We start from the raw sequence: 26,363 nt of genomic DNA, 5'->3' as shown, positions 1-26,363 counted from the left end.
CACTTACTCTCCAGTCACAGGTGTGGTCATCAAGCTGCGCCAAGCCACATACTGGTTGCGCATCACCAGTTCGTTGTTACCATCGTCAAAACTTTGATCAGAATTTTCGGGCTCATCGGCACGCGCCTGGCGCTGCAAATTTACCCAAGGATTCCCCGCAGAAGCCAATGCACGCTGCTGGCTTTCGAATAGATGAACGTCGTCATGCGCCACGACACTCATGGGTGAGAAGACCAGACGACTATAGGTTTCCCCACGTTTAAGCATCGTATCCGGTGCGCCCTCTGGCTGAAACGCCCACACCTCAAGCTGGGTCAAGTTGACAGCCAATGGCCTGAGGACACGAATTACCTGAGGCGAACCCTTGGTGGCAAGGCTCGGGTAAAACACCACATTTTGCGGCGCGTATTGCAATACTTCGGCAGCGCGCTCGGGGCCGTGCGCTGCCGCCAACTGATCTTTGTATCCCGGCACGTCTGAGTACTCGCTATGGATACTGAAACGCGTCCCCAATATGCTGTGCCCATTGGGCAACGTCCGTGCACCCATTTTGGTGTAGAAGTCGTAGCCAGAGCCAAACGGCAGAAGCTGCTCGAGGGCTGTCGGGTCGGTCTGGGCAAAATGTTCGCCAACGCTTCGTGCCGTGGCCGATGCAGACTCGTGTGTAGATATCGGATGCACCGTATCGTTGATATTCTCGAGATACATTTTCCAGTTGCAACGGATAACAGAACGAATGCAACTTTTACCGACCCGCAATCGGCCCGTCGGCGAACGATCGGCCATATTATCAAGCGCCGACAGCACGTCTCCGAAATAATCGACAAACGACTGGCCCGTTTGACTAAGACGCGCAAACACAAACCCCCGATAAACCTCGACCCCGCCAGGCACGGTCAGCCCGTTCGAGGCCTCGCTTTCCCGGAACCCGGTATTTTCATAGCCTGATTTCAATGAAACAGCGAGCAACGCCCCGTTGAACTTATAACTCCAGGCGTGATACGGGCAACGCAACATTCGCCCTGCGTTGCCTTTGTCCTCAAACACAAGCTGAGCACCCTTATGGGCACAACGATTAACCACAACCCTGACCGTTTCGTCGGCATCCCGGATCATGATGACAGGCGTACCTGCCAGGGTTGTGGTGATGTAATCACCGGTGCTGGGCACTTGACTTTCGTGCCCGACATAAAGCCACGCCCGGCCAAAAAGGCGTTCCATTTCAATATCGAAAATTTCATCGCTGATGTAGGCATCACGATGGACGCGTCCGTTCTGAAACAAGCCCTGAACGGCCTCGACGTTTTCCCTGTAGTTACTGCTTTTCATTTAAACCACCTCTACTTCGCGGGGCCAGACAGCATTGGCATCGTCTGGCGGGACCGATGCCAATAACGTGCGGGTGTAAGGATGCTGCGGATGACTAAAAACGGATTCGGTATCCCCCTGCTCGACCACGTACCCTTCGCGCATGACCAGCACGCGCGTACACAGGTAACGAATGACTGACAGGTCATGGGAAATCAACACGACAGCGATACCCAGCTCCCGATTCAGCGTGAGCAACAGATTCATGATCAGCGCCTGAACTGAAACATCAAGGCCCGAAACAATTTCGTCTGCAACCAGCAACTGAGGCGTGACGCAAAGGGCTCTCGCAATATTCACGCGCTGCTTCTGACCGCCGGACAGTTGTGACGAGAACCTGTTCAAGGCATCTTTGGCGATACCCACCTGACCCATCAAGCGCTCAGCCACCTCTCGTCGCGTTTCCGGCGTAACGTCCGGCTGCAGATCCAGAACCTGCGTCACCAGCCTTTCAACCGTGCGACGCGGGTTCAATGCGGAGTCCGGGTCTTGAAAGACCATCTGGACCAGCCGTCGCATTTCGGCCTGCTCGGCACTGTTGGCGTCTCGACGTGACACACCGTTGACCCTGACATCACCTGCCGACGCCTCAACCAAACCGACCATAATGCGCGCCGCCGTACTTTTTCCGCTGCCGCTTTCCCCGACAATACCCACCAACTCACCCGGGTAGATCGCCAAAGACAACGGACGTAGCGCATGGAACTCACGCCCTTTGGCACGCCCCTGACCATGGTAAACGCGAGCCACATCACGAAACTCCAACAGGGGCCTGCCGGCAGTACTGGCTGTTTTTAACAACACATGAGGCTCGGGCTGTCGTTGACCGACATCGCTGCGACAAGCGCCTGCGCAAGCCACATAATGACCGTGAGCGACCGGCTCGAGCTTGGGTACCGTGCGGGCGCACACGTCGTCACGCGTCGGGCAACGACGTGCAAATCGGCAGCCCTCAAGTTCAGCCATGTCTTTAAGACCGGGCATCAAGTCAGCCAGTGCAGGCAACACATACTGCGGCCCTTCAAGACCTGGCGTTGCATTCTTCAGAGACCATGCATACGGATGAAATGGAGATGCCAGCACTTCACGCGCAGGGCCCCGCTCGACCACATCGCCGGCATACATCACTGCCACCTCGTCACAGACATGTGCCGCCATGCGCAAGTCGTGCGTCACCAGAATGACGGCGGTATTATGGCGACGCTGAACCTCGCGCAACACCCGAATAATTTGCGCCTGAGTCACGACATCAAGTGCGGTAGTTGGCTCGTCAGCGACAATAAGTTCGGGATCACCGGAGAACGCCATGGCGATGAGGATGCGCTGACATTGCCCACCAGACAGCTGATGCGGATAACGTTGCAACATGTTCTCCGGATCAGGCAAGCCGACTTCATTCAACCGGGCAACGCTGTACGCCTGCCAGTCACGACGAGCCACCCCCAGGTGCTTTAAATGCTCAAACATCTGTTGTCGCACTGTCAATACCGGGTTAAGTGCCGACAACGGCTCTTGCGGAATAAATGCAATTCGACGCCCAAGGTACGAGCGCGCGGCTCGCCCGGTCAGGGTTTCGCCGTGAAAGCGGACTTCGCCGCCGGCAAATCGCAAATTACTGGGCAACATGCCCGACAGCACACGCCCCACCATGCTTTTGCCCGCGCCCGACTCCCCGACCAAACCAAGAATCTTTCCCTGTGCGACGCTGAAAGTCACATTGCGCAAAAGAGCGACTTCCTTCCCGGACACCCTGACGTTGACAGAAACATTATTAAATTCGAGCACTGTTGTCATGCGTCACTCCCGCGCTTTTTCAGACGTGGATCAAGAACGATACGCAGCCCGTCACTTAGCAAGTTAAAGCCCAATACCGCAAAAATAATGCCGCATACCGGCGCCAGCAGATTCCAGCCCGCTTGATAGATCTGGTCTCGACCATCTGCCAACATCACCCCCCACGCCACAACGTCGGACGGAACCGACAGCCCGACAAAACTCAGGATGGCCTCGACAATAATGGCGACGCCCATCTGCAAACTAAACAGCGTAATAATGAGTGGCGCGACACCGGGCAAGACCTCAGACAACATAATGCGAAGATGCGGGAAGCCTAGTAAGCGGGCTGCGTAAACATACTCACGATGACGGGCCACCAGAACTTCGGCGCGCACCACACGAAAGAAGCGGGTCCAATCGACTAAAACGACGGCCAGAATGACATTCACAATCCCGGTACCCAGCCCCACCATCAACATCATTGAAAAAACAACAGGCGGGAACGCCATCCACAGCACAACCACAGCGCTGGTAACCCGGTCGAACCAACCGCCAAGATACCCCGCGACAATCGCCAGCACCGTACCCAGCAACATCGCGCCCGTCGCGGCCACAACCGCTACAAGCAAGGCCAGACGACTACCGTAAATCAATCTAGACAACACGCAGCGCCCCAATGCATCGGTACCCAACGGATACTGCGCGAGACCTCCTTCTTGCCACATGGGCGGCAACAGTGTGGCCAACAGGTCTTGTGCATTGGGGTCGTTTGGCGCCAGCCATGGGGCGAACATGGCCACCAACAAAAATATCAGCACCAAAAAGCCACCAACCAATACTTTGGGATGCGCCAGCATGCCCCGCATCGCGCCGATGCGCGGCGTATTTGCAATTAACGTACTCATGAGTTTCGAAGCCTGGGGTTAAGGACGGCGTAGAGCCCATCGATGCAAAAATTGACCACCAGCACCATGAGGCAAAACACCAGCGCAACGCCCTGAATGAGCGGGAGATCGTGATTCTTGATAGCCTGGACCATCAGATTGCCAATACCGGGGAAGGAAAAAATCACCTCGATGAGCAACGTACCGCCAAAGAGGAAGCCGAACTGCACACCAATAAGGGTCAGGGTCGGCAAGGCCGCATTCTTTAGCATGTGATGCACAAGCACACGCCACTCGGACTGCCCGCGCAAACGGGCCACCATTACGTACTGTTCGGTTGCGGTGTCAATAAGACTTGAACGCAACACGCGGATAATGATTGGACTGAACGACAAGGCCAATGCCAACGCCGGCAAAAGCAAGTGTGACACCGCGTCTACCCATGCCGACCATTGACCACTGGCCAGCAAACTGATCAACAGAAAGCCGCCCGAGCCATCAACATCGAAGTCAGCGCTGAGTCGGCCCATAAACGGCAACACCGGATACAGAACGCCAAACAAAACAATGAGAATGATGCCCCACAAGAACGACGGAATTGACAGGAGCAGCACTAAAACAAAGTCGGCAAGCACCTCACCCCTGCGGCCCTCGAGCTTGTAAAGCAAGACACCCCCGGGTATGGAAATGGCAAGTGCCATCAGCAAGCTGATAAGCACCAGTTCGAGTGTTGGCGGCAAGGCCTCCGCCAGTAACTGCATTACCGATTCGCGAAAGAAAATCGAGTCGCCGAGGTTCCCTTGCAGGGCCTGACCCAGCCATACCAGGTACTGCTGCGCTATCGAGCCATCGAGCCCCAACGCCTTGCGTAACGCCTGGGCATCCGCCTCGGTTGCCGATGGCGGCAGCAGCATCCCGAGCGGATCAGCCGGAATCATGCGAAGGACAATAAATACGACTATCGACAAAACAATAGACGTCAGAACAACCACGCCGAGCTTTCGCATCAGCAAGAAAACAATTCCAGATGACATGTAATACCTGCCGCAGTGCAGAGCGTTTGAATGTGGGCGGCAGCGCCGTGCCGCCCCTATAAACTCAAGCCGAGGTTAACTATTCCTTCCAGGAATACTCCTGGGGCAGGATATAGCCAGTCTGGTAAGTGGGAACGTTTAATTTTTTACTATGCGCCACCGTAGAGACAGACTGCAACAGAGGTAAGCTCCAGGCATTTTCAGAAGCCTTTTTGTTTAACGCCCGATAACCGGCTACGCGTTTTTCCTCATCCATTTCAACGCTTAGGCCATCAATTTCTTCAGCCAGGGCCATGTCTTTCCATGTCGAAAAGCGCAGGCGCGGGTCGAGAATACGGCCGCTGAAGATTTCGGGGTCGCCGGTTGCATTAGCCCAGCTATAAAGCATGACACCGGTCAACTTGGACGAATGGCTCAGCTCCAGATACTTGGCAACCGTAATTTCCTCAACTGTCGTCTTGATGCCGATCTGGCTCCACATTTGCGCAACCGCGCGTGCAACGTCGTAGTCTGACGGAAACGTGTTATTGGTCGAGAACAGCTTGATTTCCAGCGGCTTTTCAACGCTAAAACCCGCCTTGGCAAGCTCCTGGACTGCTGCCTTTCGATCAAATGGCACCGAGAAATCCGGCACATCGCCGGGAGACCCTTTAGTAGCCAATACAGACACTGGCTTGGCTACGTTGTTGTAAAACGCACGTGAAAGCCCTTGCTTATCGATTGCCATGTGCATGGCGCGGCGTACATGGTCATTCTGAAACACCGGCTCGTAGCTGGGCATCTGCAAAATATAAAGTTCGCTGTACGGGTAAACCTTGGCGTCCAGCTTCGGATTCTTCTCGAGACGGCTGACCTCGCGCACAGGAATTTGCACCGCCATATCTGCACGGCCCGACTCAACGGCCGCAACCCGTGCCGAGGAATCAGGCACGATATCGAAAATAACCTTGTCTATCTTTGGCTTACCGCCCCAATACTTATCAAACGCTTCGAGTGTGATACGCGAACCCCGCTTGTAGTCGACAAGCTTGTAAGGGCCAGCCCCTATTGGTTTGCTTAAGAATTCAGCTTCGCCGACTTTCTCGAAATATGCCTTGGGCAAGATATAGGCAGTAAGAAAGCTCAAGTACTTGGCTGCGGTAGGCGTCGGTTTCGAAAACGTCATGATCGCAGTATTCGCATCGACCACTTCAACCGCACTTACCGTTGGCATCATGCCGTTAAGGGCAAGGGTCTTGGTACCTCGTGCCCGGTCGAAAGTGAACTTGATGTCTTCGGCCGACATTTTGCTGCCGTCGTGAAAGAACACATCGCCACGAAGCTTGAGCTCGAGGCGTGTACCCGTATCATCCAGCCAACGATAGGATTCAATCAGCCGCGGCCCGGCCTGCAAGTCATCATCTACGAACATAGGCGAATCGAATACCGCCTTGTAAACCGACTGGCCTGCCGGAAAGGTTACCGCCGTCGGATCCCACGTGGGCACGTCGACTGGAAACGCAATTTTTAGTTCTTGTGCTTGTTGAGCTGACACACCACCAGCCAACACCCCCAAACACGCCCCCAACACCAAACCTGCCGTTTCTTTACGTAAAAAGTTCACGTCAACGCCCTCATGAGTTTGTGGATATAAAGCACTTGAGACACGTAGACTGATCACACAGCATCAACGCCACAAGCACCGTTTTTTACTCTTTAAACAGTATATTGTTTGTGTTAATTTATTGGATATAGTGGTTTACCCTATCAATTAAATACATATAAATCATTATGTTATCAAATTCTAATTCAGTATAATTTAGTTCCAACAGAACACTAAAGGAAGCCCATATGCCGGAATCTCTCGTTGGCCGAATGCATTTCGACACCGCCCAGGGTCAGATTCTTGACCATGACCGGCGCTATCTCTTGATGCGTACAGACGTGCTTATGGGCATCTTCAATCGTCTACCCGAAAACATTCGCCACGCGGCGCTGCGCGCCTTCGAAGCATCGGTCGCCGAAAACGGGGGAAAGTCCGCACAGGCTTACTATGAATCACTCAATTGCGATGCCGTTCGCCTGATACAAACCATGGTTGATTTCTCTGCTGAACTGGGTTGGGGATGCTGGTCGTTCACTGCAGCATCCGATCGCGAAATACAGCTCACCGTGCAAAACAGCCCTTTCGCTGCGGGTTATGGCACATCGGCAAACGGCCCGGTTTGTTACCCCATAGCGGGCATGCTACAAACCGTAGGGCGCCTGATTCTTGGTTCGGCGGTCACAGTGACCGAAACCCAATGTTGCGCGTCCGGCCCACATATAGATGCCTGTCAATTTACGATTTGCTCAGACACCCAATAATGACCCTCAAGAACCGCGCCTCACCTCGCCGTCAAACCACAGACATGAAAAAGCCCAATATGCGGGAACAGGTCTACAACCACCTGCGCACGCGCATGCAAAAAGGCGAGATCGACTCATCACATCGGCTGGTCGACCATGAAATTGCGGCAGACCTCTCCGTTTCGCGCATGCCCGTTCGCGAAGCACTGCTTCAGCTTAAAAACGAAGGACTGCTCGAAAGCACCTCACGGGGTTTCGTCTTGCGGCGTTTTACGCCGACAGATATCGCCCAGATATTCGACGTGCGATTGTTGCTGGAGCCCCCTGCAGCTGAGGCCGCGTGTCGACAGGCCTCAATGGAGGCCGTCGCCAAAATGAAGATAGCGGCTGAAGCCTCCGAAAAAGCTCACCGCGATGACGATATCGTCGCCTATATGGCTGCCAACAGCTTATTCAGAAGCACATGGATCAGCCAAGTGCCCAACCCGCACTTGGCCGACATGATTATTCGTCTTGCGGCCCACTTCGAGGCCGTTCGCCTGGCCACCTTACGAGACGCCAAGGTCAGGGCATCTTCGTTGCTGTCCACGCAAAAAATCACAGACGCATTCATAAAAAAAGACCCCCAGGCGGCTTGCGAGGGGGTCCAATACAACCTTAGAAGCTCGGCAGCGTCTTATTACGCCATGCAAGACCGGCTTATCGGTAAAACGGGCACAGCGTCAAACAACGCTTAATTTCTTTCTGCCCACAGGCTTACAGCAACGACGCAATCAGCCAGTAAATACCGGCCGCCATCAGTGCCGAGGCCGGCACTGTGATGATCCAGGCTGCCACAATTTTGGTCACCGCCGTACGTTTGACCAGTTCACCCCGGTAAACGCGACGCATTTTTTTGTATTCTTTTTTGGTCAGCTCTACATCTACCGTGTGGTCTTTAAGCTGCTGCAGCATGTCTTGCTTGGCTTGCACGTCGGCCGCGGCAAACTTGTCAAGAAACGCCTCGACTTGGGCCTTGTCGGCCCCGGTATGGCGGTGCTTGATCCATTCGAGCATTTGTGAATAGTTTGACTTGAGGTGTTCGCGCAGAAAGCCAACGCCAAAAATACCGCCAATGGCAATATGCGTTGAGCTAACAGGCAACCCCAGTTGCGACGCCACAATCACGGTAACGGCTGCAGCCATGGCAATAGAAAACGCCCGCATCTGGTCTAGGTCGGTAATTTCGCCCCCTACCGTACGAATCAGTTTGGGGCCGTACAGCGCCAGCCCAAGCGCAATGCCGGCTGCGCCAATCAGCATGACCCATAACGGGATACCGGCTTTGTCGGAAACGCCCCCCTTAAGTACTGTATCGGCAATGGCAGCCAGAGGCCCAATCGCATTGGCGACATCGTTGGCGCCGTGGGCAAAACTTAACAAAGCAGCCGCCAAAATCAGCGGAATAGTAAACAGCGAATTAATTGATTTCTTCGTGTTGGACAGGGTAGCGACACGGCGCGCCATGACGGCACGCATAAATAACCACACCACCACACCAATCAACGCACCCACGACAACCGCCGTCAGGAAGTCCACCTTCCAGACCTTGTTAAGCCCTTTAAGAATAAGGTAGGTGGCAAAAGAAAACGCCATGACGCCGATAAGGATGGGCACCGTTCTGCGCGCTGCGGCCACCATGTCGCTTTTGTAGGTAATGGCCCATTTAATCCACAGCAAAAAACCGGCAGCAATCAGCCCGCCCAACACTGGCGACACGACCCAGCTGGCCACAATTTTGACCATGACATCCCAGTTGGCGGCAGCAAAGCCACCGGCCGTTACCCCGGCCCCAAGCACAGCACCTACAATAGAATGGGTCGTTGACACAGGCGCACCCAGCGCAGTGGCCAGGTTCAGCCAAAGCGCCCCGGCCAGCAATGCTGCCGTCATTAACGCTAGAAAGTGATCTGGACTGGGGATAGCTGTCATATCGATGATGTCGCCCCGTACCGTCGACACCACATCACCCCCGGCGATAAGCGCGCCCATCACCTCAAAAACAGCGGCAATGACAATGGCCCCGGCCATTGAAATAGACTTTGACCCCACCGCCGGCCCAACATTATTGGCAACGTCGTTGGCGCCGATATTCATGGCCATGTAGCCGCCAATCATGGACGCCACCACCAGCATAATGCCCTGCGTGCCCGAAATACCCAGCCCTAAAGATGAGTAGATCATGATGCTGACAACAAACAGCAGCCCCATGCCAAAGCGGAAAAATTCACGCTGACTACGTTTGGTCGCGTGCTGGATGTCGGAGAGTTCCTGGAATTGCATGAAGAGATTCGGGAGAAAAAGCCCGTTTGCGAAAAATTGCGTAATTATGACATTTCAATGAATTGTCATGCGAACGGTTACACGACGATGAAGCGATAGCGCAACACCTATCCCGCATGGTGCCGCGCATAAACATCGGCCCCCATCGCCGCAATCTGCTGTTCAATCAGGGCGTCAAACGGCCGTAACAACGGCTCAAAGTCTTGCTCGGGCTCAAGCCGTGTTAATGTTCGGACAACCGCCTCGATCGTTGAGACGGCATTGGGTTCGGAGGCCTTGCGCACCCTGTAACGTGACGGCCCGCCCTCGGCCAGCATCAGCCTTGGCAGGCCGGCCAGCACCGGGTTCATGTGCACAATTTTGCGCGCCTTGCGCCACGTCCCGTCGGGCACGATCAGCAACGGGGCATCCCCGGCGTCAAGCACGCCAAGCGGCTGCGGGGCCTGCGCCTCGGGGCCCGGAAAAAGCAGAAACGCAGCGGACGCCTGGCCCAGGTACGACGCCAGATCAGGAAAATGCTCGCCAACCCACAGGGCGCTATTTGGCAAGCCCAACGCGGCCAAACGCGCCGTATTCAAGGCATGACGGGATTCTTCGGGGTGCTGCAGTATTAACACCCGCGTACGGCTGTGTACGGCAGTCACGTATGCGCACACGCAGTGTGAGGACGGGCGAAGGCATTGTGGGCAGCTGAGGCGCCCGTTTTTTTCGGAGTCCTTCGTATTCACCCTGGCCCCCCATGACAGTTAAACGGTTAAAACAAACAAGGCCGCATGAGCGGCCTTGTTTCATTCAAACCCAGATTTTATTCCAGGTCGGCTGACACTTCGTTAGTGCTTCGGTTGTAGCGCAACGTAATCTTGTTCAGTTCGCACAAATTGATATCGTCCCACTGCACTTCAGACTCGTCATCAGAGAAAACTACCTTGATGTCTTGCTGACAATTGTTCGTATCGCCAAACTTGAATTTACGGGCTTCGCCATTGGCAAACTGATATTCACCCAAACGATCTTTACCCCAGGCGTCTTTTTGCGACGGCGAGATATACACCTCTTCAATTGCATAGCCGGTTTTGTTTACCAGCGTGAAATCCGCATCTGCCGCAAAAGCAGCGCCCATTGAAGCAAAAAGAACTGCGGCAACAGCAATGTTTTTCATAGCAACACCAATAAGTTAAACAAAGATAAACAGCGGCAGAAAAACAGACGTTTCTCTGAACCAGGCCGCCCGCAGCGCACGCTGCATACACGTCCAATACCCACAAGATACAACTTGTAAGTGACGCGATTGTAATGACAAATATTGCGCCCGCCAGACTTTATTTTTTACGGGCGAACAAGTCCGAAAAACGAGCGTCTGATCAATTGCACCAAAGCATCTATACTCCCTGAATAATGCCCCAGACGCAGGCGAAATGTAACCACTTTGATACATGCAAGACAAAACCCTACAATGCACAGACACGCCCATACACCATGCGCGTACACAGGGCCGACGATTCACGTCGCGCCAAGCACGGGGAGTACCAATGAAAATCTTGTTAACGTTATTTGCCTTTTTCTGGGCCTTTGCAGGGGGCAGCGCGGCACTTGCGGCCGAACAGCAACCGGTTACGTACAAACCCGACATTACCTTTACCCTACGCACCAGCATTGCCGACGGCAAACTGGTTTATATCGGCGACGCAGGCGCCATTGCCGGCAAGGTCAACCCCGACCTGCACGTCCCCTCCAACGCCGTCGTCCAAATCAACGTCATTAACGGCGACGGCGCCATTCACGATATCGCCGTCCCCGAGTTCGGCGCCAAGTCTGACAACATCACCGGCAAAGGGTCAGCCACCGCCATTGTGCTGCGCGCCAGCAAAGACGGCACCTTCGAATACCTGTGCACCCTGCCCGGCCACAAAGCCGCCGGCATGTTTGGCAAGCTTATTGTGGGCGACCCCAAACAGGCCGCGCCAAGTAACGCCCTAGACGTTTCCCAAGACCCCACCCAGGTGGGCACCCCTGTAGGCAAACGCGGGCCGCAAACCCATACCGTCGACCTGGAAACCACCGAGGTTGTCGGCCAGCTAACCAACGGCAGCACCTATAAATACTGGACGTTCAACAATAAAGTACCGGGCCCCTTCATCCGCGTGCGCGTGGGTGATACCGTCAAGGTCAACCTCACCAACGCCAAAGAAGCCGCCCACATCCACTCGGTCGACTTCCACGCCGTCACCGGGCCCGGCGGCGGTGCGGCGGTTACCCAGGCAGCACCCGGGCAAACCAAAAGCTTCACCTTCAAAGCCATGCACCCCGGCCTGTACGTTTACCACTGCGCCACCCCCATGGTGGCACAACACATCACCAACGGCATGTACGGCATGATCCTGGTCGAACCCGAAGGCGGCTTATCGAAAGTCGACCGCGAGTTCTACGTCATGCAAGGCGAGCTTTACACCGCCCAAAAACACGGCTCGCAAGGCTTACAAGAGTTCTCGCTTGAAAAGCTCCTGGACGAAAACCCCGAACACCTGATGTTTAACGGCACCATGAGCGCACTGACCGAGAAATACAAGCTGCAAGCCAAGGTCGGCGAAACCGTACGCATCTTCTTTGGTGTCGGCGGCCCCAACCTCGCCTCCAGCTTTCATGTCATTGGCGAAATTTTCGACAAAGTCTACAAACACGCCTCGCTAACCAGCCCACCCCTTACCAACGTCCAGACCACCCTCGTCCCTCCGGGCGGCGCCACCATGGTCGAATTCAAGGTAGACGTACCAGGCAACTACCTGCTGGTAGACCACGCCCTATCACGCGTTGAAAAAGGCTTGTCGGGCGTGCTGGAGGTGACCGGCAAAGAAGACCACACGATCTTCCACTCAACCGAAAAAATCGACCCGGCGTCGGGGCACTAGGGGCATAAGTAAAACCAGACCGTGGCCCGGGCCCCGGGCCACGGCTGTCTTAAAGACCCAAACGAACCAAGTCTGATAAGTGCCCCCCCCCAAAATGGGGAAGGGCCGAAGTATCCAATGCGGGGGTATATGCCCATACCCTGACGTATACACACAGACGCAAAAAAACCCGCAATGTCAGCAAACATGCGGGTTTCTATACTGTTGTCTACCGTTGTAGACGAATTCCTGGCGGTGGACGTAGTCTGCTGCGAACCGCTCTCAACGTCAATTCCCTGTTCAACGGGAAAGTGCAGGGAAATTTTGGCTTTTCAAGCCATTCACGGTTGCCGTTTCCTGAAAAGGGCCGAGATTTCATAGCCCTTGACAGCAAATTCCCTAGTTGTACGAACAGGGAATTTCTTCATCGCTGCACAGAATTTTTCACCACGCAGACGTAAACGGCCGGAGCAACCCGGTGTCGGCTCTCGTTTTTTTCCTAGATCCCTGCCGAGGCGATCATGATTCGTGAGGGGGCGGCTGGATGCCCCGCGCGTCATGATGGCCGAGTTAGGTCGTTACAAAGGCAGGTGCCTCATCCGATGCGGAACCCGAAGGGACCGCCACGCATGCCACGGCTCCCGAAGCCAAGGTAACAGGCATAACGAAAACTCGAAGGTGCAGTGTTCGTATCAAGGCACCTTCGGGTCAATCAACCTAGACGATATTGGCACCAACCGAGCAATTGAAACAGGCCATCGGTTCGATCCCCGTTTATGGAATTGGACTGGTGGCTGCAGAGCATCCGGATTTGCCCAATTCTTTAAGGATGTCGTATAGGTGCTGAGATCGTTTCTCAACGAAGGTTCTGAACGATGCGAAATCAAGTGGTGCGTCGGTTGGGATCAGTAGTCCGTCAAGGCTGATGCCCTCTTGCTCCTTGAGCCATTCAGCGAATGGCCTATCTTGCTTCGATTTATTTCTGGACTCCTCCAAGAGATGAAGGTTGACGATGCTGTTCCAGTTTTCACGGTTCTGGAAAAATTCGAGCGCTTCTGGTTTCCCTTTCAAAAACTCGCACTGAGATAATTTGTCTAGGCTGAAAGAGGACGCAGGATGGATGTGATCCTTCTGCAATGCACGTGTGTAGTCGAGGTCCGGCATGAGCAATGCCAAGATCGAGAAACACGACGCATCATCTTTCTGAGTTTTTAACAATCGACTGATGAAGTCATCATCGAAAAGTAGATCCTTGCTGTGCCCGCGGTAGTCTTCGATGATTTTTGTTAGCGGGAACAAATCCGTCGAAATATTAGCTTTGATGATCTTGCGCAAGTTCGTCAGCAACGCGTCCCCTTGACCGCCAAAAACGCCTTTGAGCAGAGACATATGCAACCACTGCCGAATCAGCTTCCGATCTTGGGTATGAAATGCCTGCTTGTTGATGCTTGAGAACACGCCCTTCTTGCCAGCGGAAGCATCGCGCCCTTTGTGATACAGGTAGTAGGCAATGGGAATGGCTGCGTTCTTTGCACGTAGAGATGCGTCGTTGAGGCCGAACGATCGGATCAGTCGGAACGTCTCCAAGATGCAGGCGCTGATCTCATCCCATTCGCTTTCGATTCGGGCAACCTGCGCACCGGCGAAGTTTTCGACCTTGAAGCGGATGTCAGCATCCGTCAACGCCAATGCCGCCTTCAATATCCAGTCGCGATCAATAGAGAACTCCATGTCGGAGCCAAACCTGACCTTGTCTACCAAATCATCTATTTGCTGACGCGCATCCTTCTTCCAGTTTGCAATGGCAATCGACATCAGCAAATCGGAAAATGACAGCGGTGTTCCGCCGTGATTAGTGCGGATGAAAATATCCAGGACGTGGTCGATCTTCTGGCTGGTCTCGTTGTAGTAATGAATCAGGGTGTCGCGCCGAACCGCGAAATAGAGCCGCGTTAGTGTTTTTCTGGCATATGCGTTCGACGACATGCCAACCTTTTCCAGGTGGGACATGACTACGTCCACTACCTGATCTGCCGTTTCCGCCTCTTCGAGGTCCAGTACATCACCGACAAGAAACCAGAATTTGCCATCGCTGGCGTTGTCTCGCTCTTGCTTTGTCAGGAAGGAGAACTCATAAGACATCATCTCCTCGTTGCGCTCTTCGTCCAAAGGCGCAGCGATATTCAGATAGAGCCGCCTCGGGGGCAAAATAGAATCGTCTTGAGTCTTCGGCCACCATTTGCGCGGCAATCTGTATGCGAAGGTACCTTTCAGGCCGATGTATAGCGAAGTCAGTCGCTGCTGGCCATCGATGACGGCCTGGAAATTTCCGTGGCCCTTGGTATCGAAATCAGGATTGTTCTCACCGAAACGTTCACAGTATTTTTCCAGGAACTGGTAGAAACGGAAGTTAGTCTTGACCTCTGCATCGGTCACCTCCCAGAACATGAATGTGTTGATGGGATAGCCACGCATGATCGAGTCGAACAGCACTTCGATCTGAGATGTGCTCCATGTGAACTTCCGCTGTATCGCGGGCAGGAGATACCGGCGAGAGACAATATTCTGGATTGCCTTGCCGATAGAAATGGCCTTTTCATACTCGCCTGACATTCAAAATTCCTTATTATGATACAAGCCCAGCGAACAGCTCGTATGCAGCATCGTTAAACCGGAGGCACAATTTTCGTGTCGACTAGTGAGCGCAGGTGTTCATCAAGCAACTTTGTAATGAAAACCTGAATCATCGAATACTTTCCTGTATGGCTGTCCACGCCACATCCCAGCGCACACGCTCCTGCTCGAGGCGGACTTGTTGCCCACAGATATTGGTCTTGAGCGACTGATAGAGTTTTTGTTCAGTGTTGGTGAGCATTGGGAGTTCGATGGATAGGTGCTGCTCTTTCTCTTCCACCCATAAGTCTCGATGACTCATCAGCGTTGGCTCATCCATAAGCACGGTCTTCAAGCTGGGGATGTATGTTCTGGCCCGATTAAGAATTGCAAAGCCATGCGTGTCAATGTCACCCCAGTAGATACATTGCGCGTGTTGTAGCCATGGAAGCTGTCCCAAAACGTCAACCGCGTAACCCAGTCGCATGATCACAACCGCCCCAGGCAGATCATCAAAGGCAAGGCCAGTTTGAAGGTTCTCTACAACGAAGACATTATTTGGCTGTATACCAATGCTCGCGACCTCCTCGCAAGGAGCAGAGATATCGCCAAGACCGCCCAAAAGCGCTCTTAGCGCCGGGTCTAGAACGCGCATGCGCATTAACTGCGGCTGTGCCCTCAAGCCGCAGCGGCTGAAGAAGTCGCGCTCTCCTGTTGGGTCACCCTGGAGCGTTGCAATCAAGTCAGAAATGATGCCCTTTCTAGAATCCAGCCATTTGCTGTCGGCACCGGGGACCGGAATTTGTCGTGGGTATAGATTCGATTTCGGATTGCGATTGATCCAATCCAGCATCTCTGCAAGCCGATGAAAATCGGCATCGCCGTAGTCCGCCAGGACATCAAAATACCTCGGCAACTGCTGCGCCAGTAACGGCCAGCGAGCGGTGAGCGTCCGGTAGCGAGATTGAGCACGCTCCCATCGTGTAGACTCACCAACCCACGTGGCAACATCCTCCGGGCCGCCCAACGCTAGCTTCTCCGGTAGTCGCTGGACGCCAAGCGCTTTCCACCGGCGCTCACACCAGGATAGTGTGCCGCCCCCTTGCCAGCCTTGCCATGCGCTCACCCAGGCACGAACGCCGTCGACTTGTCTCAGTGCAGCCTGCTCGGTCGGTACACCGAGCGTAACCTCAAGCGGCCATTGGCCTTCGCACGGACCGCCGATCAACCACTCGCGGTGCTTGCTTTGAAAGCGACGGGCGAGAAACTGCCGAACATCTTCAGGAAGCTTCAACGCCAGCCTCCTCTCGCGCGTGCTCTGGCAGCTTCAACCGCTGACGATCACCGTCGTACTCGATCAGCAGGACGCCTGAGACGCGTCGGTCGCTGATATCCACGAAGCAGGCGCCACCGATGAATGGCTCAAGGGTCATGACGGACTTCAGCGGCGTAGCGACCACCATCTGGAATCCGAAATTGGTAAAGATGTTCATCGCCAAAGCGGTGAACTCGTTATCCGCCTTGTCGAAGGCTTCATCCAGCACGACGGGCGCATACATCGGCACGCCGTGGTCGTTCCCGCCCAGTTGATATCGCAGTGCAGCGGCCAAACACGTGGTGGCCAGCTTCTGCCGTTGGCCGCCAGACTTGCCTGCTCCGCTGCGGTAGATCTCAACCTCGACGCCGCTTTCATCGATCTCCCGCCCGATGAACTCAACATGCTGCCGAACATCGAGCACAGTCTCACGCCAGCGTTTCTGCTCGGGGTCCTGACTGGCGAGTCGATCAACAAGTCGTCGCAAGGCCAGAAACCGCGCCTCGGCAAACTCGCGATCCTCCGTCCATGCATGGCTCAGCGCCAGCTGGATCTCCTGCTTGAACTCCTTGACGTCGACAAGCTGCCGGTCACTGGCGTCGATGTGGAGATAGGTGCGTTGATTGGCGCTCTGGTTGAAGGGCACCTGGCCAAGACTGTCGTTGACCAGATCCATCCGTTCCAGGATGGCTTTGCGCGCATCGTTCAGATAGGTGGAAAGCGCCGCCAGATTCTGGTGACTTTGGTTCTGCAGCAATTCAAAGAATCGCTGCTCATAGGCGGGCAGACCATCCGTCTCCAACCGAACCAGTTTGGCGAAGAAGTCTGGCGCGCTGGCAAGGCTCGTGTCCATGTCGCCCGCGTCCATCGGCCATTGCCGTTTGAAGTCGGCAAAGCGCGCTTCTATTTCCTTCTCGCAGGCACCAATCCCACGGTTGACCTCTTCGATCTCCGCATTGAGTGCACGTTCTACAGAAGTTGTCACTTTGTCGAGGTTGTCGAGCCGGACTGCATCTGACTGCTTGGCGAAGCGCTCGTCGAGACCCGAAACCTGATGGGGCGTCAATGGAACGATAGACGCGTCCTGCAGGAGAGATTCCAGTTTCTGAGCGTTGGTCTTGATCTGGTCAACAATTGAGTCGTGCGCACGCGTTGCCTGCCGAAGGTCCTTGTCAGCATCATCGACGAGTTTCTTTTGCTTCTCGAGCTTCTCACTGATTTGCTGCAGGGTGGTGTTCTCCTCGCGCGCTTCGTAGATCTGCCGCTCAATGGTGGAGATGCGATCCAGCAATGGGAGCACATCTATTTCTTGCCACTGAAGATTCACCAGAGTCTGGCACTGCATCGCTCGGGTCGCACGATTTTTGTCTTGCTCGGAGAGTTTGTCGATCTCCCCGCCGAGGCGCACAATCGCGTCAGCCAGCTCCTGCGCCTGGGTTTGAAAGAGCGCAAGCTTCTCGCGGTTGTCGAACCCGAGTGCCCAGTTTCGTCGGTCGCCGACACTTCTGCGGTCGTCTTTCTCATGGCGAGTTTTGCTGTGCTTGACCTGCCCCTCGCGGGTAATGGCGCGATCAGCACTCCTGAAGGACTGAATGGAATCGACACACGCGTAATCGAAGCGTTGCCGCAGCTCGGACTGGAGCCAATCGGCATACGTCCCCTCCTTGACGTTCAGCTTGAGGACGAGCGAGTTAGCACCGATAGGCTTAGCCTGCCAGGTCTCCGGACGGCCAGTCCGGTAATACACCAAGCGCTGGCCAAGATGGGTGTTGTTGATGTGATTGGCCAACGCAGAATACTGGCGCTCGTCCACCAGGAGTGAGAGCGCAAATCCGTGCAGTACGCGCTCAATGGCCCCCTGCCATTCGGCCTCGTCACGCTTCACCTCGACGAGTTCGCCAACAAAAGGAAGTGCCGACTCCGAGATCCCGATGGCAGCGGCAATGTTTCGGCGCATTTCCAGCATGTCGGCTGGAATGTTCGATGGCTGGCGCTGCAGTGCCTGCACCTCTCTGACTGCTTGCGAAAATGCTGCCTCAGCGTCCCTTTTTTCACCTGCCAGGCGGAACTGTTCTTCGCGGTTCGTGTTGCTGCGCTGCTCCCAGTTTTCAACCTCCTGCCGTGCGTTGCTCAACAGCTCAGCGAACGCCTGTGGCGAATCCGGGAGACTCCAGCCCAGCTTCTTGCAAGCCTCTTCGGCTTGACCGCGCTTGCGCAGGCGATCTGTGCGCTGACCCTCCAGCCCCGATTTCTCGGCCTCCCATTGCTCGATCTGATCACCGCCTGCTTCACGGTGTTGTCGCTCCAGATCGCGCAAGATTGCGGCGTGGTTATCCAGCGTGCTTTGACGCCGCCCCACTTCACCTTCTGAGCCGTTGGCTTGCACCTCTAGGGCTGCCACATGCTCCTTGAGAAGATCAATGCGTCGGGTTTCCCGGTAACCATCAACGCCAAGGCGAAGCTCATCCAAGCCATTGCGCTGCAGCATCAACGAGTCCCTGCGCTGATGCTGCTCCCGCGCTGGCGCGAGTGTTTGAACCTGCTCGCGGGCCGTGACTACTGCCTGGTGAGCAGCATTGAGTTCGCCAAATTCACTGACCAAGCGATCCGCTACCTCGAAGGTCTCGGGCTTGTCGAGCATGAAGTCCCGCAGGAAGGTATTGAGGTCGCCGAGATTCTTGGCCGACTGGGTTTTGTGCAACAAACGCAGCGCCATTTCGCTCTCGATGCCGAGCAGGCGACAGAATCGTTCGCAATAGGGACGAAATTCGTCGCGGGCGAATGCCTCCGGGAAAGACTGCTTGAGCTTTCGGATGTCGAAGTTGGATTGGCCAAAATCTTCCAGCTCGCGTAGGTCAAAAGCCCGTTCTATGACAAGGTAGTGGCGTTTGACGTCGGTGCTGCCGTTCGCATTGCCCCGCAGCCAGAACACCTGAATCAGCACCACAAACTGGCCCAAGGCATTCTGGTAGGTCAGCGCCAAGGCTGACCAGGTCGTCCCCGCGCGCAGGTAGCGAGTTGCGATCTCTCCCGACTCCCCATCCTTCTGTTCAGCCCACGCACCACGTATGTAGGTGACGAGGTTCCGGTCACGGCCACTGCGGTCCGCCTCGCGCGCAGCCGCGTTGAAATCGATCCAGCGAGGTGGCGTCAGCAACGCCGAGAATGCATCGAGCAGCGTCGACTTCCCAGCGCCGGATCGACCGACAAACAAAAAGCCCCGCTCGCTGATTGGAACGTCATGCAGGTCGGAGAAAGTGCCCCAGTTGTAAACCTGCAGGCGGGTCATCCGGAACTGCTCCCGGGCAAACAAGGAGGCGTTTGGGGTTCCGAGATCATTGGTCGGCCTCCTCGTCAGCGTCAATTTGAGCCAGTTGCGCTGGCGTTTCTCCGGCAGCCATGCGCTGATACAAGTGGGTCAGCGCCTGTATTTCCTCTGCCGAAAAGAGGAGTTTCAGCGTCGGCGAAATCTCGAAGCGATCCTCGCTCGAGCGAATTTTCTGAAGGATGCTGTGCTTCTTGATCTTCTCGATTGAGGCATGAACCCGTTTCACGAACCCTGCACGGTCGGTGTTGGCGGCGCGCTCATAGAGGGATAGAAACTCCCTGACCTCATCTGTCGACACCACGGCACGATCCCCCTGCGAGTCCGCTTGGGTCAATCGCTGACGAAGGTGGAGCAGCAGAATGGAGTCAATGAAGGTCAGTTGGGCGCGACGCAACAGGAGGGGCACTTCGAGGTCGCCGGTATCTGCCTGGCGCGTGAAGGCGACTTGTACATCTCGGTCGATGACCAGTTCGAGAAACAATTCGGCAAGCCGACGACGTATCACCGCTTCGTCTCGCACCAAGATCGGCCAGAGTTTTGGATGCCGACGTCCATCGAGCGATGGCCCTGCCAGCAATTGCACCAGGGCGCGCCGGGTATCCAGTGCCAACTCGCCGCTGTCGCCCATGAACAGGGTGTTGGCAGGTGCCTGGGCAGCATCTGGTGCTTGAGCTTCGGCTGGCATTGCCGATTCGTCGCTGATGGACCCATTTTCAGACCAGTTCATTGGCCCGCTCCCTCAAAAAGAAGATCTTTGGAATTCGGGCGCTACGACGCTCGTCGTCGCCTCCAACCCAGCCTACGGTTTCACTGTGGTCGGCTTTGAACCCATGCCGACTGCCCAACGCCAGCAGGCCGACGACGCTGCCTAGCCCCTGTGCAGCGGGGAACTGCTCCAGCACGTCGGCAATCGATGCCTGGGAGCGTTGCTCTAGGACAGCCAGCACGTTGGCCTTCAGTGTTCGGAAGTCGATCTCGGACTGTGCGACCAGTTCGCTCACAGACTCCAGGTCGATGGGCGGCGCGTCCCCTTCTGCCATCTGCCCGGGCAAAGCTTGCAGGGACGGGTCGTGCAGCACCCATTGAGACAATGAGCGCAAACGACTGCTCGTGAGCTCAAGCGTGTACTGGAGGGTTTCTGTGGCCCTGACCTCGTTCTTCAGGGCCAGTGCTGCGCGCTGGGCGTCTTTCAGCAGGTGATTGAGTCGGCGCTGCTCGAGGTATTCACGACTCTGGACGAAATGCTTCAGGCTGCGCGCGAAGGTCTGGAGCACCTCGTGAACCATGCCGCCCTGCTCAAGAAGGGTGCGCGTTAGCCGCAGTAGGAACCGACGCTCCTTGGCTTCGAGCTGCCCCACGAACTCCCGCGACATGACGTTATCGAGCGCCTGGTCGAGCGTGGCCGCTTGTTCTGGGTCCGTAAGCAATCGCCAGAAAGCGGAGAAAGTCCTTCCGGCGTCGCTCTCTGAAATCAGGTCGATTCCGGCGAACAGCGAATCCAACACATCTCCACGATTGCCATCGTTGTCCATGATGCGCTCACGGAGGTCGCGATTCAGCTGGTCGAACTGATCGCGGACTCGGCGGAAATCACCGGCCAGATCGTCAGCCAGCGTGATGATCTCCCGCGTGCGTTCGAGCGCCGTTGTGTGAGGCAGCACGCGCATCTGCCCCTTCTGGATGGCGTCAATCTCCTTGTCGATGCGGGCTTGCTCAGCCATGAGCCGGTCGATACGGCGGAACTTGTCGGTATCTGTGTCCTCGGCAAGTCGGGCCAAGGCCTCAATGACGAGCGTCAGACGGCTTTCGGTCGCGGCTGAGTGCGGCTGTGCCAGGCCAGAGACAAACCGAATGGCTTCGACGGCCGCCGTGGAGAGTTCATATTCCTCTTCTGAAGCTCCAGCCGGGAAGCGTCGCTCCAAGAACCCATCGGCGAGCCAGCTGGCAACATACGCCTGTGCCGTTTGGGGAAAGTCTTCGCCTTGGGCGCGCAGCTCTTCCAAATCCCTTGCGATGCGTTCGTGAAAAATGGAGGCCGGGAGGCTTCGCTCGCCCTCATACAGATGGGATTGAAGCAGGCCAATGACGGTAGGCCCGGTAGTCGAGGCAAGCAGACGCCACAGCGGCTGCGCCCGCATGCGCCGGTACGTCGCGATTGCTTTGTCTGCTTTCACTCCCGTGCTCCAAAGTGCGGGCGTCGCCCATTCTGTAGTAATCACAATGCAACGCATACAAGAATCAAAATCATTGCATTGCCACATTCTAAAGCAGCTTATATACTTCCCGCAATAACCCGTACAAGTATTCGTTAACCCGATAGAGCACTCAGGAATGTCCAAAGACCAACTTTCAGAACTGACCCAGCCTCAGCGCGACCGGCTCGCGTTCATTGAGCTGCGTGTGCGCTTCGTGGGGGAGATCCGTCGGCAGGACTTGGTTGCGCGGTTTGGCATCCAGTCCGCAGCGGCAACCCGGGATTTGGCACTCTACAAGGAGTTGTCTCCGGGCAACATCGACTATAACCCCAAACGCAAGGCCTACGTCCTGGGACCGGGCTTCCGCCCCATCTTCGACTTTCCTCCGGAGCGAGTGCTGTCTTGGCTGACGCAGGGTTTTGGAGACGGCGAGCCAATGCGGCTCAAGGCATGGGTAGCCAGTGAAAGCCCGTCTCAGCTTACGCACCCGGATCTGGATGTACTGGCAAGCGTGACACGGGCGATCCACCAGGAATGTGCACTCGCGGCCGACTATTACTCGATCTCAAGTGGCAAATCTAAGCGAGAGATTGTTCCCTTAGCATTGATCGACAACGGTCTGCGCTGGCATGTCAGGGCGTTCGACCGGAAGTCGCAGGAGTTCCGTGATTTCGTCATCACGCGGATCAAGAACCCCGTTGTACTTAAGGGACAGCCAGTTGCAGTCCATGAGATGAGCGACCAAGACATTCAATGGACTCGGATCGTCGAACTGGAGTTGGTGCCGCACCCGGACCAGCCCCGGCCGGAGATCACCGAAATGGACTACGACATGTGCAACGGCGTGCTGCGAATGAAGCTGCGAGCAGCGACGGCCGGATACATCCTGAGGCAATGGAGTGTCGACTGCTCTCCAGACCATAGTCTGCGTGGCCATGAATACCGACTCTGGCTGAAGGACCATTTGGCGCTATACGGCGTCAAGAATGCTGTTTTGGCACCTGGCTACAAAGAGCCCTGATTTGATGGGGCGCTATGTCTATGCAATAGTCCTTTGTCTCACTGGGATAAGAAGTAACCTGATTAACCTTCAAGGAGTCCTGTCTATGAGCAATACCCCATTCGATCCGTCGAAATTCACAGCGCCGAAAGCCAAACCACTGCCAGTAATTCTCCTGCTTGATGTCAGTGGTAGCATGAGCGGAGACAAAATCCACAATCTGAATGATGCTGTTCGCGATATGCTGAATACATTCAGTGACACTGAGAATGGTGAAACTGAAATCCATGTAGCGATCATCACTTTCGGTTCTCAAGTAACCCTGCATCAGCAGCTTGCCAGTGCCAGTGCTATTCATTGGCAGGATCTTTCTGCTGGTGGTATGACCCCGCTTGGTACGGCATTGCAAATGGCCAAGGCGATGATCGAAGACAAAGATGTCGTTCCTTCGCGTGCGTATCGTCCAACGGTTGTATTGGTTTCGGATGGTGGCCCTAACGATGCGTGGGAAAATCCCCTGAACGCGTTCATTAGCGACGGGCGCTCCGCAAAATGCGACCGCTTGGCAATGGCGATAGGCGCTGATGCTGACGAGGCAGTGCTTGGGAAGTTTATCGAAGGTACTTCGAATCAACTGTTCTATGCTGAGAACGCCAAACAGCTGCGCGATTTCTTCAAATTTGTCACCATGTCGGTGACCATTCGCACAAAGTCACAGACACCAAATAATGTGCCTGAAGCGAGCGCTATTGACATTCAGCCCGCCACCATCGAAGCGCGCCAAGATAAGACGCAGAGTACTTCTGCAGCAGATGGGGGCTATTGGTAATGCCGCAGGCAATTGGAGATCCGGAAGAGCTTGAGCGCTTCGCGTATTCACTGCAACAATTCATTGATTCACTCAACGATGCAGTGGGCAACCTTAACGGTGCCTTCGCTTCGCTAGGCGACACATGGCAAGACGAAAAGCGGGCACGGTTTGAGGAGGACTACAACGCGCTCGTCCAGCAGTTGCAACATTTCAACGAAAACGCGTCTGAGCAAGTTCCATATCTGGCCGCGCTCGCGTCCCGGCTGCGGGATTATTTACAAAGCTAAGGGCACCGAGGTCGCAATGGCACAAGTTTCAATTGGACAAGTGGAGAATCTTGAGGATCTGGTGCGCGGGCTACAGTCAGTGCGCGAGGCTCTAGAAACCGCATGCCGCGAACAAATTGCTATTGCGGCACAGAAATGCGCAGAGGCTCGCGAAGAAGCGCAGAACAGCTCAAGCATGTTGGAGAATGCCACCCAGCAGGAGCAAACTGCGCAGCAAAAAGTTGACGGTGCTGAGCAGGCTCTCGACAGCAGTCAAAGCGCACTCTCCTCCACCCAGTCTTCGCTATCGTCTTGCCTTGCTCAACCGCCGGATGACGATGGTCGTTGCCCGGACTGCTCCGGCGAGTACTCTGCTGTTGCCGAAGCAGAAGCCGCTGTTGAGCAGGCTCAAGGCATGCTGGAGCAAGCAAAAGCAGAGCTTGAGGTGGCGACAGGAAATCGCATCTCCATGGAGCAGCGCGTAGATATTGCGAAGCAGGCGCAGGCGATAGCGGAACACGCTCTGGAGCAGGCTCAACAAGAATGCGCCACGCGCTTGGCAACTGTCGATCAAGCTATTGCAATAGGCACTGCGCGCTTGAATTCCGCGCAACGAGCACTCGATGCCTATCTTGCGACAAATCCGCCCGCTGCGGAATTCCATGCTTGGTTGAAATGGAATCCGGCTCAGAAAGGTCGCCCTGTCACGCCTGACGCCTTGCGAGACCGTATGAATCTATCGTCAGAACAACGACGGTTGTTTCAGGAATATCTTTATGACCGTAATCCAGCGTATCGCAAGCAAGTTGATAAGTATCGGAACCAGTGGGCAACCGCCAAGGGTGATGCCGAGCGCAACATCGTCGCACGTAGGGCGCGAATACATTTGAGTGGCGAATTTGGAGAACAAATAGCTCGGCACGCACTTGCACCGCTTGGTGGCCGGATCGAAACACAAGGGCGAACCTTCGTTGGCGATAACGGCCGGTACACAAAAACAGATCTATTGGTTACTGATTTACGGGCTCCAGTCATTTTGGGGCGTGGCGAGGGGATGGGAGCGCCGGTAGGAGGTTCAATGGCATTTGAGGTGAAATGCGGCAAGGCAGAATACCTCTACTCCCAGAAGGATCACATGGTTTTCCAAGCCGAAGGGCATAAGCAGGCAGATGCGCAATGCACCCTTTGCTCACGAGATATCCACGACCTGCCGCCAGAGAAAGAGAAAGAACTGCGTGACACTCTGCGCGACGCTGGCTCGCCCATGGTAGGGATGCTGCCAAGTAAAAATGAAATAGATCAGTCCTGCCTTGATTTCATTCGCCAGGACGAGGAGTTGTGACTATGAAAATACGTTTCGCAATTGTTGGCTCAGACCTGCTCGCACAAGTCCGGACTGAAATTGATGCTCTTCTAAGTGCAGTCAATGCCGGAGATATGGATGGAGTGGATGCGGCTACGGCACTCCTCTTGAAATTGACAGCTAATTGCAGTTCGATTGACTTGTCCGAGGATGAGTGGCGCAAGTTTCTTAACAAAATCCGGCTCAAGAATCCCGAGTTCAAATCCAACTATCTGTTGCCTGGTGATATTTGCGCCCCTTTATTTCCAAAAATTGCAGCTGGCGACTATGTTCTCGAACTTCCTGTAGACGGGGATATGGAAGGGGAGGAGTCTGATGTTTGATGAGGTTTTTGGAATGGCCGCACTATGTGCTGGGAACTTCCGCGAAGGAGTGCGTGATTCGTTCGGAGCATCCATTGTTGAGGATGTACTCGATCCGATTATCAAGGAAGTTGATTCGCTCCGTATCTTTAATGCTGATTTCCAGCAGCAATCGCTCAACATTGATAGGGGCATGGCTGATGCGCGAACACACGAGTTCAAAGACAGTCGGTGGGTGCGATGAACGGAAGTGCAAAAACTTTTCAGGATGTGATTGCCAAATTACACAAGGCAATCGCGAGCTATCACGAGGGACTTGTGCGCATCGACCGCGAATTCCATGCGCCAAAGAAAGCGTTAAACGCGGATCAAGAGCGTAATCAGGAATTCAGAAAGTCGAATTGGAAGTTGGCCTTTGCCAAAGAATGGGAAAGAAACGCAACTGCAATAGCGTAATTGATCCATTTCCCCCATTATTCCAAGGCGGCCAGATTCATGGCTAAATCTTGGTCATGGGTATTCCACGGCAACAATGCTTCAATTTCATCGACGGTCGTCGCCAACGGCAGGCGT

Annotated in this window: 23 protein-coding genes; 10 read left to right on the top strand and 13 right to left on the bottom strand. The window is 55.0% G+C overall.

Annotated elements, in window-relative coordinates:
• Window positions 1-3 precede the first annotated feature (3 nt).
• The 5 genes from GTU67_RS06820 to GTU67_RS06800 form a co-directional block, all read right to left on the bottom strand.
• Complete coding sequence (locus tag GTU67_RS06820) at window positions 4-1,329, bottom strand: Rieske 2Fe-2S domain-containing protein (RefSeq protein ID WP_185779356.1); 1,326 nt, start codon at window positions 1,327-1,329, stop codon at window positions 4-6.
• The gene (locus tag GTU67_RS06815; protein ID WP_185779355.1) at window positions 1,330-3,162 is read right to left on the bottom strand and encodes an ABC transporter ATP-binding protein; all 1,833 of its coding nucleotides are present in this window, start codon (window positions 3,160-3,162) and stop codon (window positions 1,330-1,332) included.
• A complete protein-coding gene (locus GTU67_RS06810; RefSeq protein ID WP_185779354.1) occupies window positions 3,159-4,049 on the bottom strand; it encodes an ABC transporter permease in 891 nt (296 codons plus the stop codon). Before GTU67_RS06810 ends, GTU67_RS06815 begins: the two co-directional genes overlap by 4 nt.
• Window positions 4,046-5,062 carry an ABC transporter permease gene (locus tag GTU67_RS06805; RefSeq protein ID WP_185779353.1) on the bottom strand — a complete coding sequence of 339 codons (1,017 nt, stop codon included), beginning with the start codon at window positions 5,060-5,062 and terminating at the stop codon, window positions 4,046-4,048. The genes GTU67_RS06810 and GTU67_RS06805 overlap by 4 nt, the downstream gene beginning before the upstream one ends.
• Before the next feature lie 79 nt (window positions 5,063-5,141).
• Complete coding sequence (locus GTU67_RS06800; protein ID WP_185779352.1) at window positions 5,142-6,665, bottom strand: ABC transporter substrate-binding protein; 1,524 nt, start codon at window positions 6,663-6,665, stop codon at window positions 5,142-5,144.
• A 227-nt stretch (window positions 6,666-6,892) separates the two neighbouring features.
• Here GTU67_RS06800 and GTU67_RS06795 point away from each other — a divergent pair, with 227 nt between their 5' ends.
• Together GTU67_RS06795 and GTU67_RS06790 are read left to right on the top strand one after the other, a co-directional pair.
• Entirely contained in the window at window positions 6,893-7,408 is a 516-nt protein-coding gene (locus GTU67_RS06795; RefSeq protein WP_185779351.1) for a V4R domain-containing protein, read from the top strand.
• On the top strand, window positions 7,408-8,127 hold the full coding sequence (locus GTU67_RS06790) for a GntR family transcriptional regulator (RefSeq protein ID WP_185779350.1): 720 nt from the start codon (window positions 7,408-7,410) through the stop codon (window positions 8,125-8,127). Before GTU67_RS06795 ends, GTU67_RS06790 begins: the two co-directional genes overlap by 1 nt.
• A 19-nt stretch (window positions 8,128-8,146) precedes the next feature.
• Here the strand turns inward: GTU67_RS06790 and GTU67_RS06785 are convergent, their stop codons facing one another.
• From GTU67_RS06785 to GTU67_RS06775, 3 genes are all read right to left on the bottom strand, one after another.
• On the bottom strand, window positions 8,147-9,712 hold the full coding sequence (locus GTU67_RS06785; protein WP_185779349.1) for an inorganic phosphate transporter: 1,566 nt from the start codon (window positions 9,710-9,712) through the stop codon (window positions 8,147-8,149).
• Between the two features lie 107 nt (window positions 9,713-9,819).
• A complete protein-coding gene (locus tag GTU67_RS06780) occupies window positions 9,820-10,440 on the bottom strand; it encodes a DTW domain-containing protein (protein WP_185779348.1) in 621 nt (206 codons plus the stop codon).
• 77 nt (window positions 10,441-10,517) lie between these two features.
• Window positions 10,518-10,871, bottom strand: coding sequence for a hypothetical protein (locus tag GTU67_RS06775; RefSeq protein WP_249417615.1), 354 nt, complete (start codon window positions 10,869-10,871; stop codon window positions 10,518-10,520).
• Window positions 10,872-11,241: 370 nt separating this feature from the next.
• Here GTU67_RS06775 and nirK point away from each other — a divergent pair, with 370 nt between their 5' ends.
• Window positions 11,242-12,618: a copper-containing nitrite reductase gene (nirK, locus tag GTU67_RS06770; protein WP_185779347.1), complete on the top strand. Its 1,377-nt coding sequence runs from the start codon at window positions 11,242-11,244 to the stop codon at window positions 12,616-12,618.
• A 753-nt stretch (window positions 12,619-13,371) separates the two neighbouring features.
• On the opposite strand, the gene GTU67_RS06765 is transcribed toward nirK, so the two are convergent.
• The 5 genes from GTU67_RS06765 to GTU67_RS06745 form a co-directional block, all read right to left on the bottom strand.
• Window positions 13,372-15,210, bottom strand: a complete 1,839-nt coding sequence (locus GTU67_RS06765; protein ID WP_185779346.1) for a DUF262 domain-containing protein — start codon at window positions 15,208-15,210, stop codon at window positions 13,372-13,374.
• A gap of 130 nt (window positions 15,211-15,340) precedes the next feature.
• Window positions 15,341-16,504, bottom strand: a complete 1,164-nt coding sequence (locus tag GTU67_RS06760) for a DUF3322 domain-containing protein (RefSeq protein ID WP_185779345.1) — start codon at window positions 16,502-16,504, stop codon at window positions 15,341-15,343.
• Complete coding sequence (locus tag GTU67_RS06755) at window positions 16,491-19,814, bottom strand: ATP-binding protein (RefSeq protein WP_185779344.1); 3,324 nt, start codon at window positions 19,812-19,814, stop codon at window positions 16,491-16,493. The genes GTU67_RS06760 and GTU67_RS06755 overlap by 14 nt, the downstream gene beginning before the upstream one ends.
• Before the next feature lie 46 nt (window positions 19,815-19,860).
• The gene (locus tag GTU67_RS06750; protein ID WP_185779343.1) at window positions 19,861-20,580 is read right to left on the bottom strand and encodes a DUF4194 domain-containing protein; all 720 of its coding nucleotides are present in this window, start codon (window positions 20,578-20,580) and stop codon (window positions 19,861-19,863) included.
• Entirely contained in the window at window positions 20,567-21,991 is a 1,425-nt protein-coding gene (locus tag GTU67_RS06745) for a DUF3375 domain-containing protein (RefSeq protein WP_221893310.1), read from the bottom strand. Before GTU67_RS06745 ends, GTU67_RS06750 begins: the two co-directional genes overlap by 14 nt.
• A 193-nt stretch (window positions 21,992-22,184) precedes the next feature.
• On the opposite strand from GTU67_RS06745, the gene GTU67_RS06740 reads away from it, so the two are divergent.
• The 7 genes from GTU67_RS06740 to GTU67_RS06710 all read left to right on the top strand — a co-directional run bounded on the left by GTU67_RS06740 (window position 22,185) and on the right by GTU67_RS06710 (window position 26,246).
• Entirely contained in the window at window positions 22,185-23,069 is an 885-nt protein-coding gene (locus GTU67_RS06740) for a helix-turn-helix transcriptional regulator (protein WP_185779341.1), read from the top strand.
• An 85-nt stretch (window positions 23,070-23,154) separates the two neighbouring features.
• Window positions 23,155-23,877: a vWA domain-containing protein gene (locus tag GTU67_RS06735; RefSeq protein ID WP_185779340.1), complete on the top strand. Its 723-nt coding sequence runs from the start codon at window positions 23,155-23,157 to the stop codon at window positions 23,875-23,877.
• Complete coding sequence (locus GTU67_RS06730; protein ID WP_185779339.1) at window positions 23,877-24,146, top strand: WXG100 family type VII secretion target; 270 nt, start codon at window positions 23,877-23,879, stop codon at window positions 24,144-24,146. Before GTU67_RS06735 ends, GTU67_RS06730 begins: the two co-directional genes overlap by 1 nt.
• Window positions 24,147-24,162: 16 nt before the next feature.
• A complete protein-coding gene (locus GTU67_RS06725) occupies window positions 24,163-25,467 on the top strand; it encodes a hypothetical protein (RefSeq protein ID WP_185779338.1) in 1,305 nt (434 codons plus the stop codon).
• Window positions 25,468-25,469: 2 nt separating this feature from the next.
• The gene (locus GTU67_RS06720) at window positions 25,470-25,811 is read left to right on the top strand and encodes a hypothetical protein (protein WP_185779337.1); all 342 of its coding nucleotides are present in this window, start codon (window positions 25,470-25,472) and stop codon (window positions 25,809-25,811) included.
• Window positions 25,804-26,034 carry a hypothetical protein gene (locus GTU67_RS06715; RefSeq protein WP_185779336.1) on the top strand — a complete coding sequence of 77 codons (231 nt, stop codon included), beginning with the start codon at window positions 25,804-25,806 and terminating at the stop codon, window positions 26,032-26,034. The genes GTU67_RS06720 and GTU67_RS06715 overlap by 8 nt, the downstream gene beginning before the upstream one ends.
• On the top strand, window positions 26,031-26,246 hold the full coding sequence (locus tag GTU67_RS06710) for a hypothetical protein (RefSeq protein ID WP_185779335.1): 216 nt from the start codon (window positions 26,031-26,033) through the stop codon (window positions 26,244-26,246). Before GTU67_RS06715 ends, GTU67_RS06710 begins: the two co-directional genes overlap by 4 nt.
• Window positions 26,247-26,363 lie beyond the last annotated feature (117 nt).

The organism is Pusillimonas minor, from assembly GCF_014237865.1.
GTDB classification, from domain to species: domain Bacteria; phylum Pseudomonadota; class Gammaproteobacteria; order Burkholderiales; family Burkholderiaceae_B; genus Neopusillimonas; species Neopusillimonas minor.
Note: the sequence above shows the minus strand (reverse complement) of the source record. Positions and strands in the feature narration are given on the sequence as shown.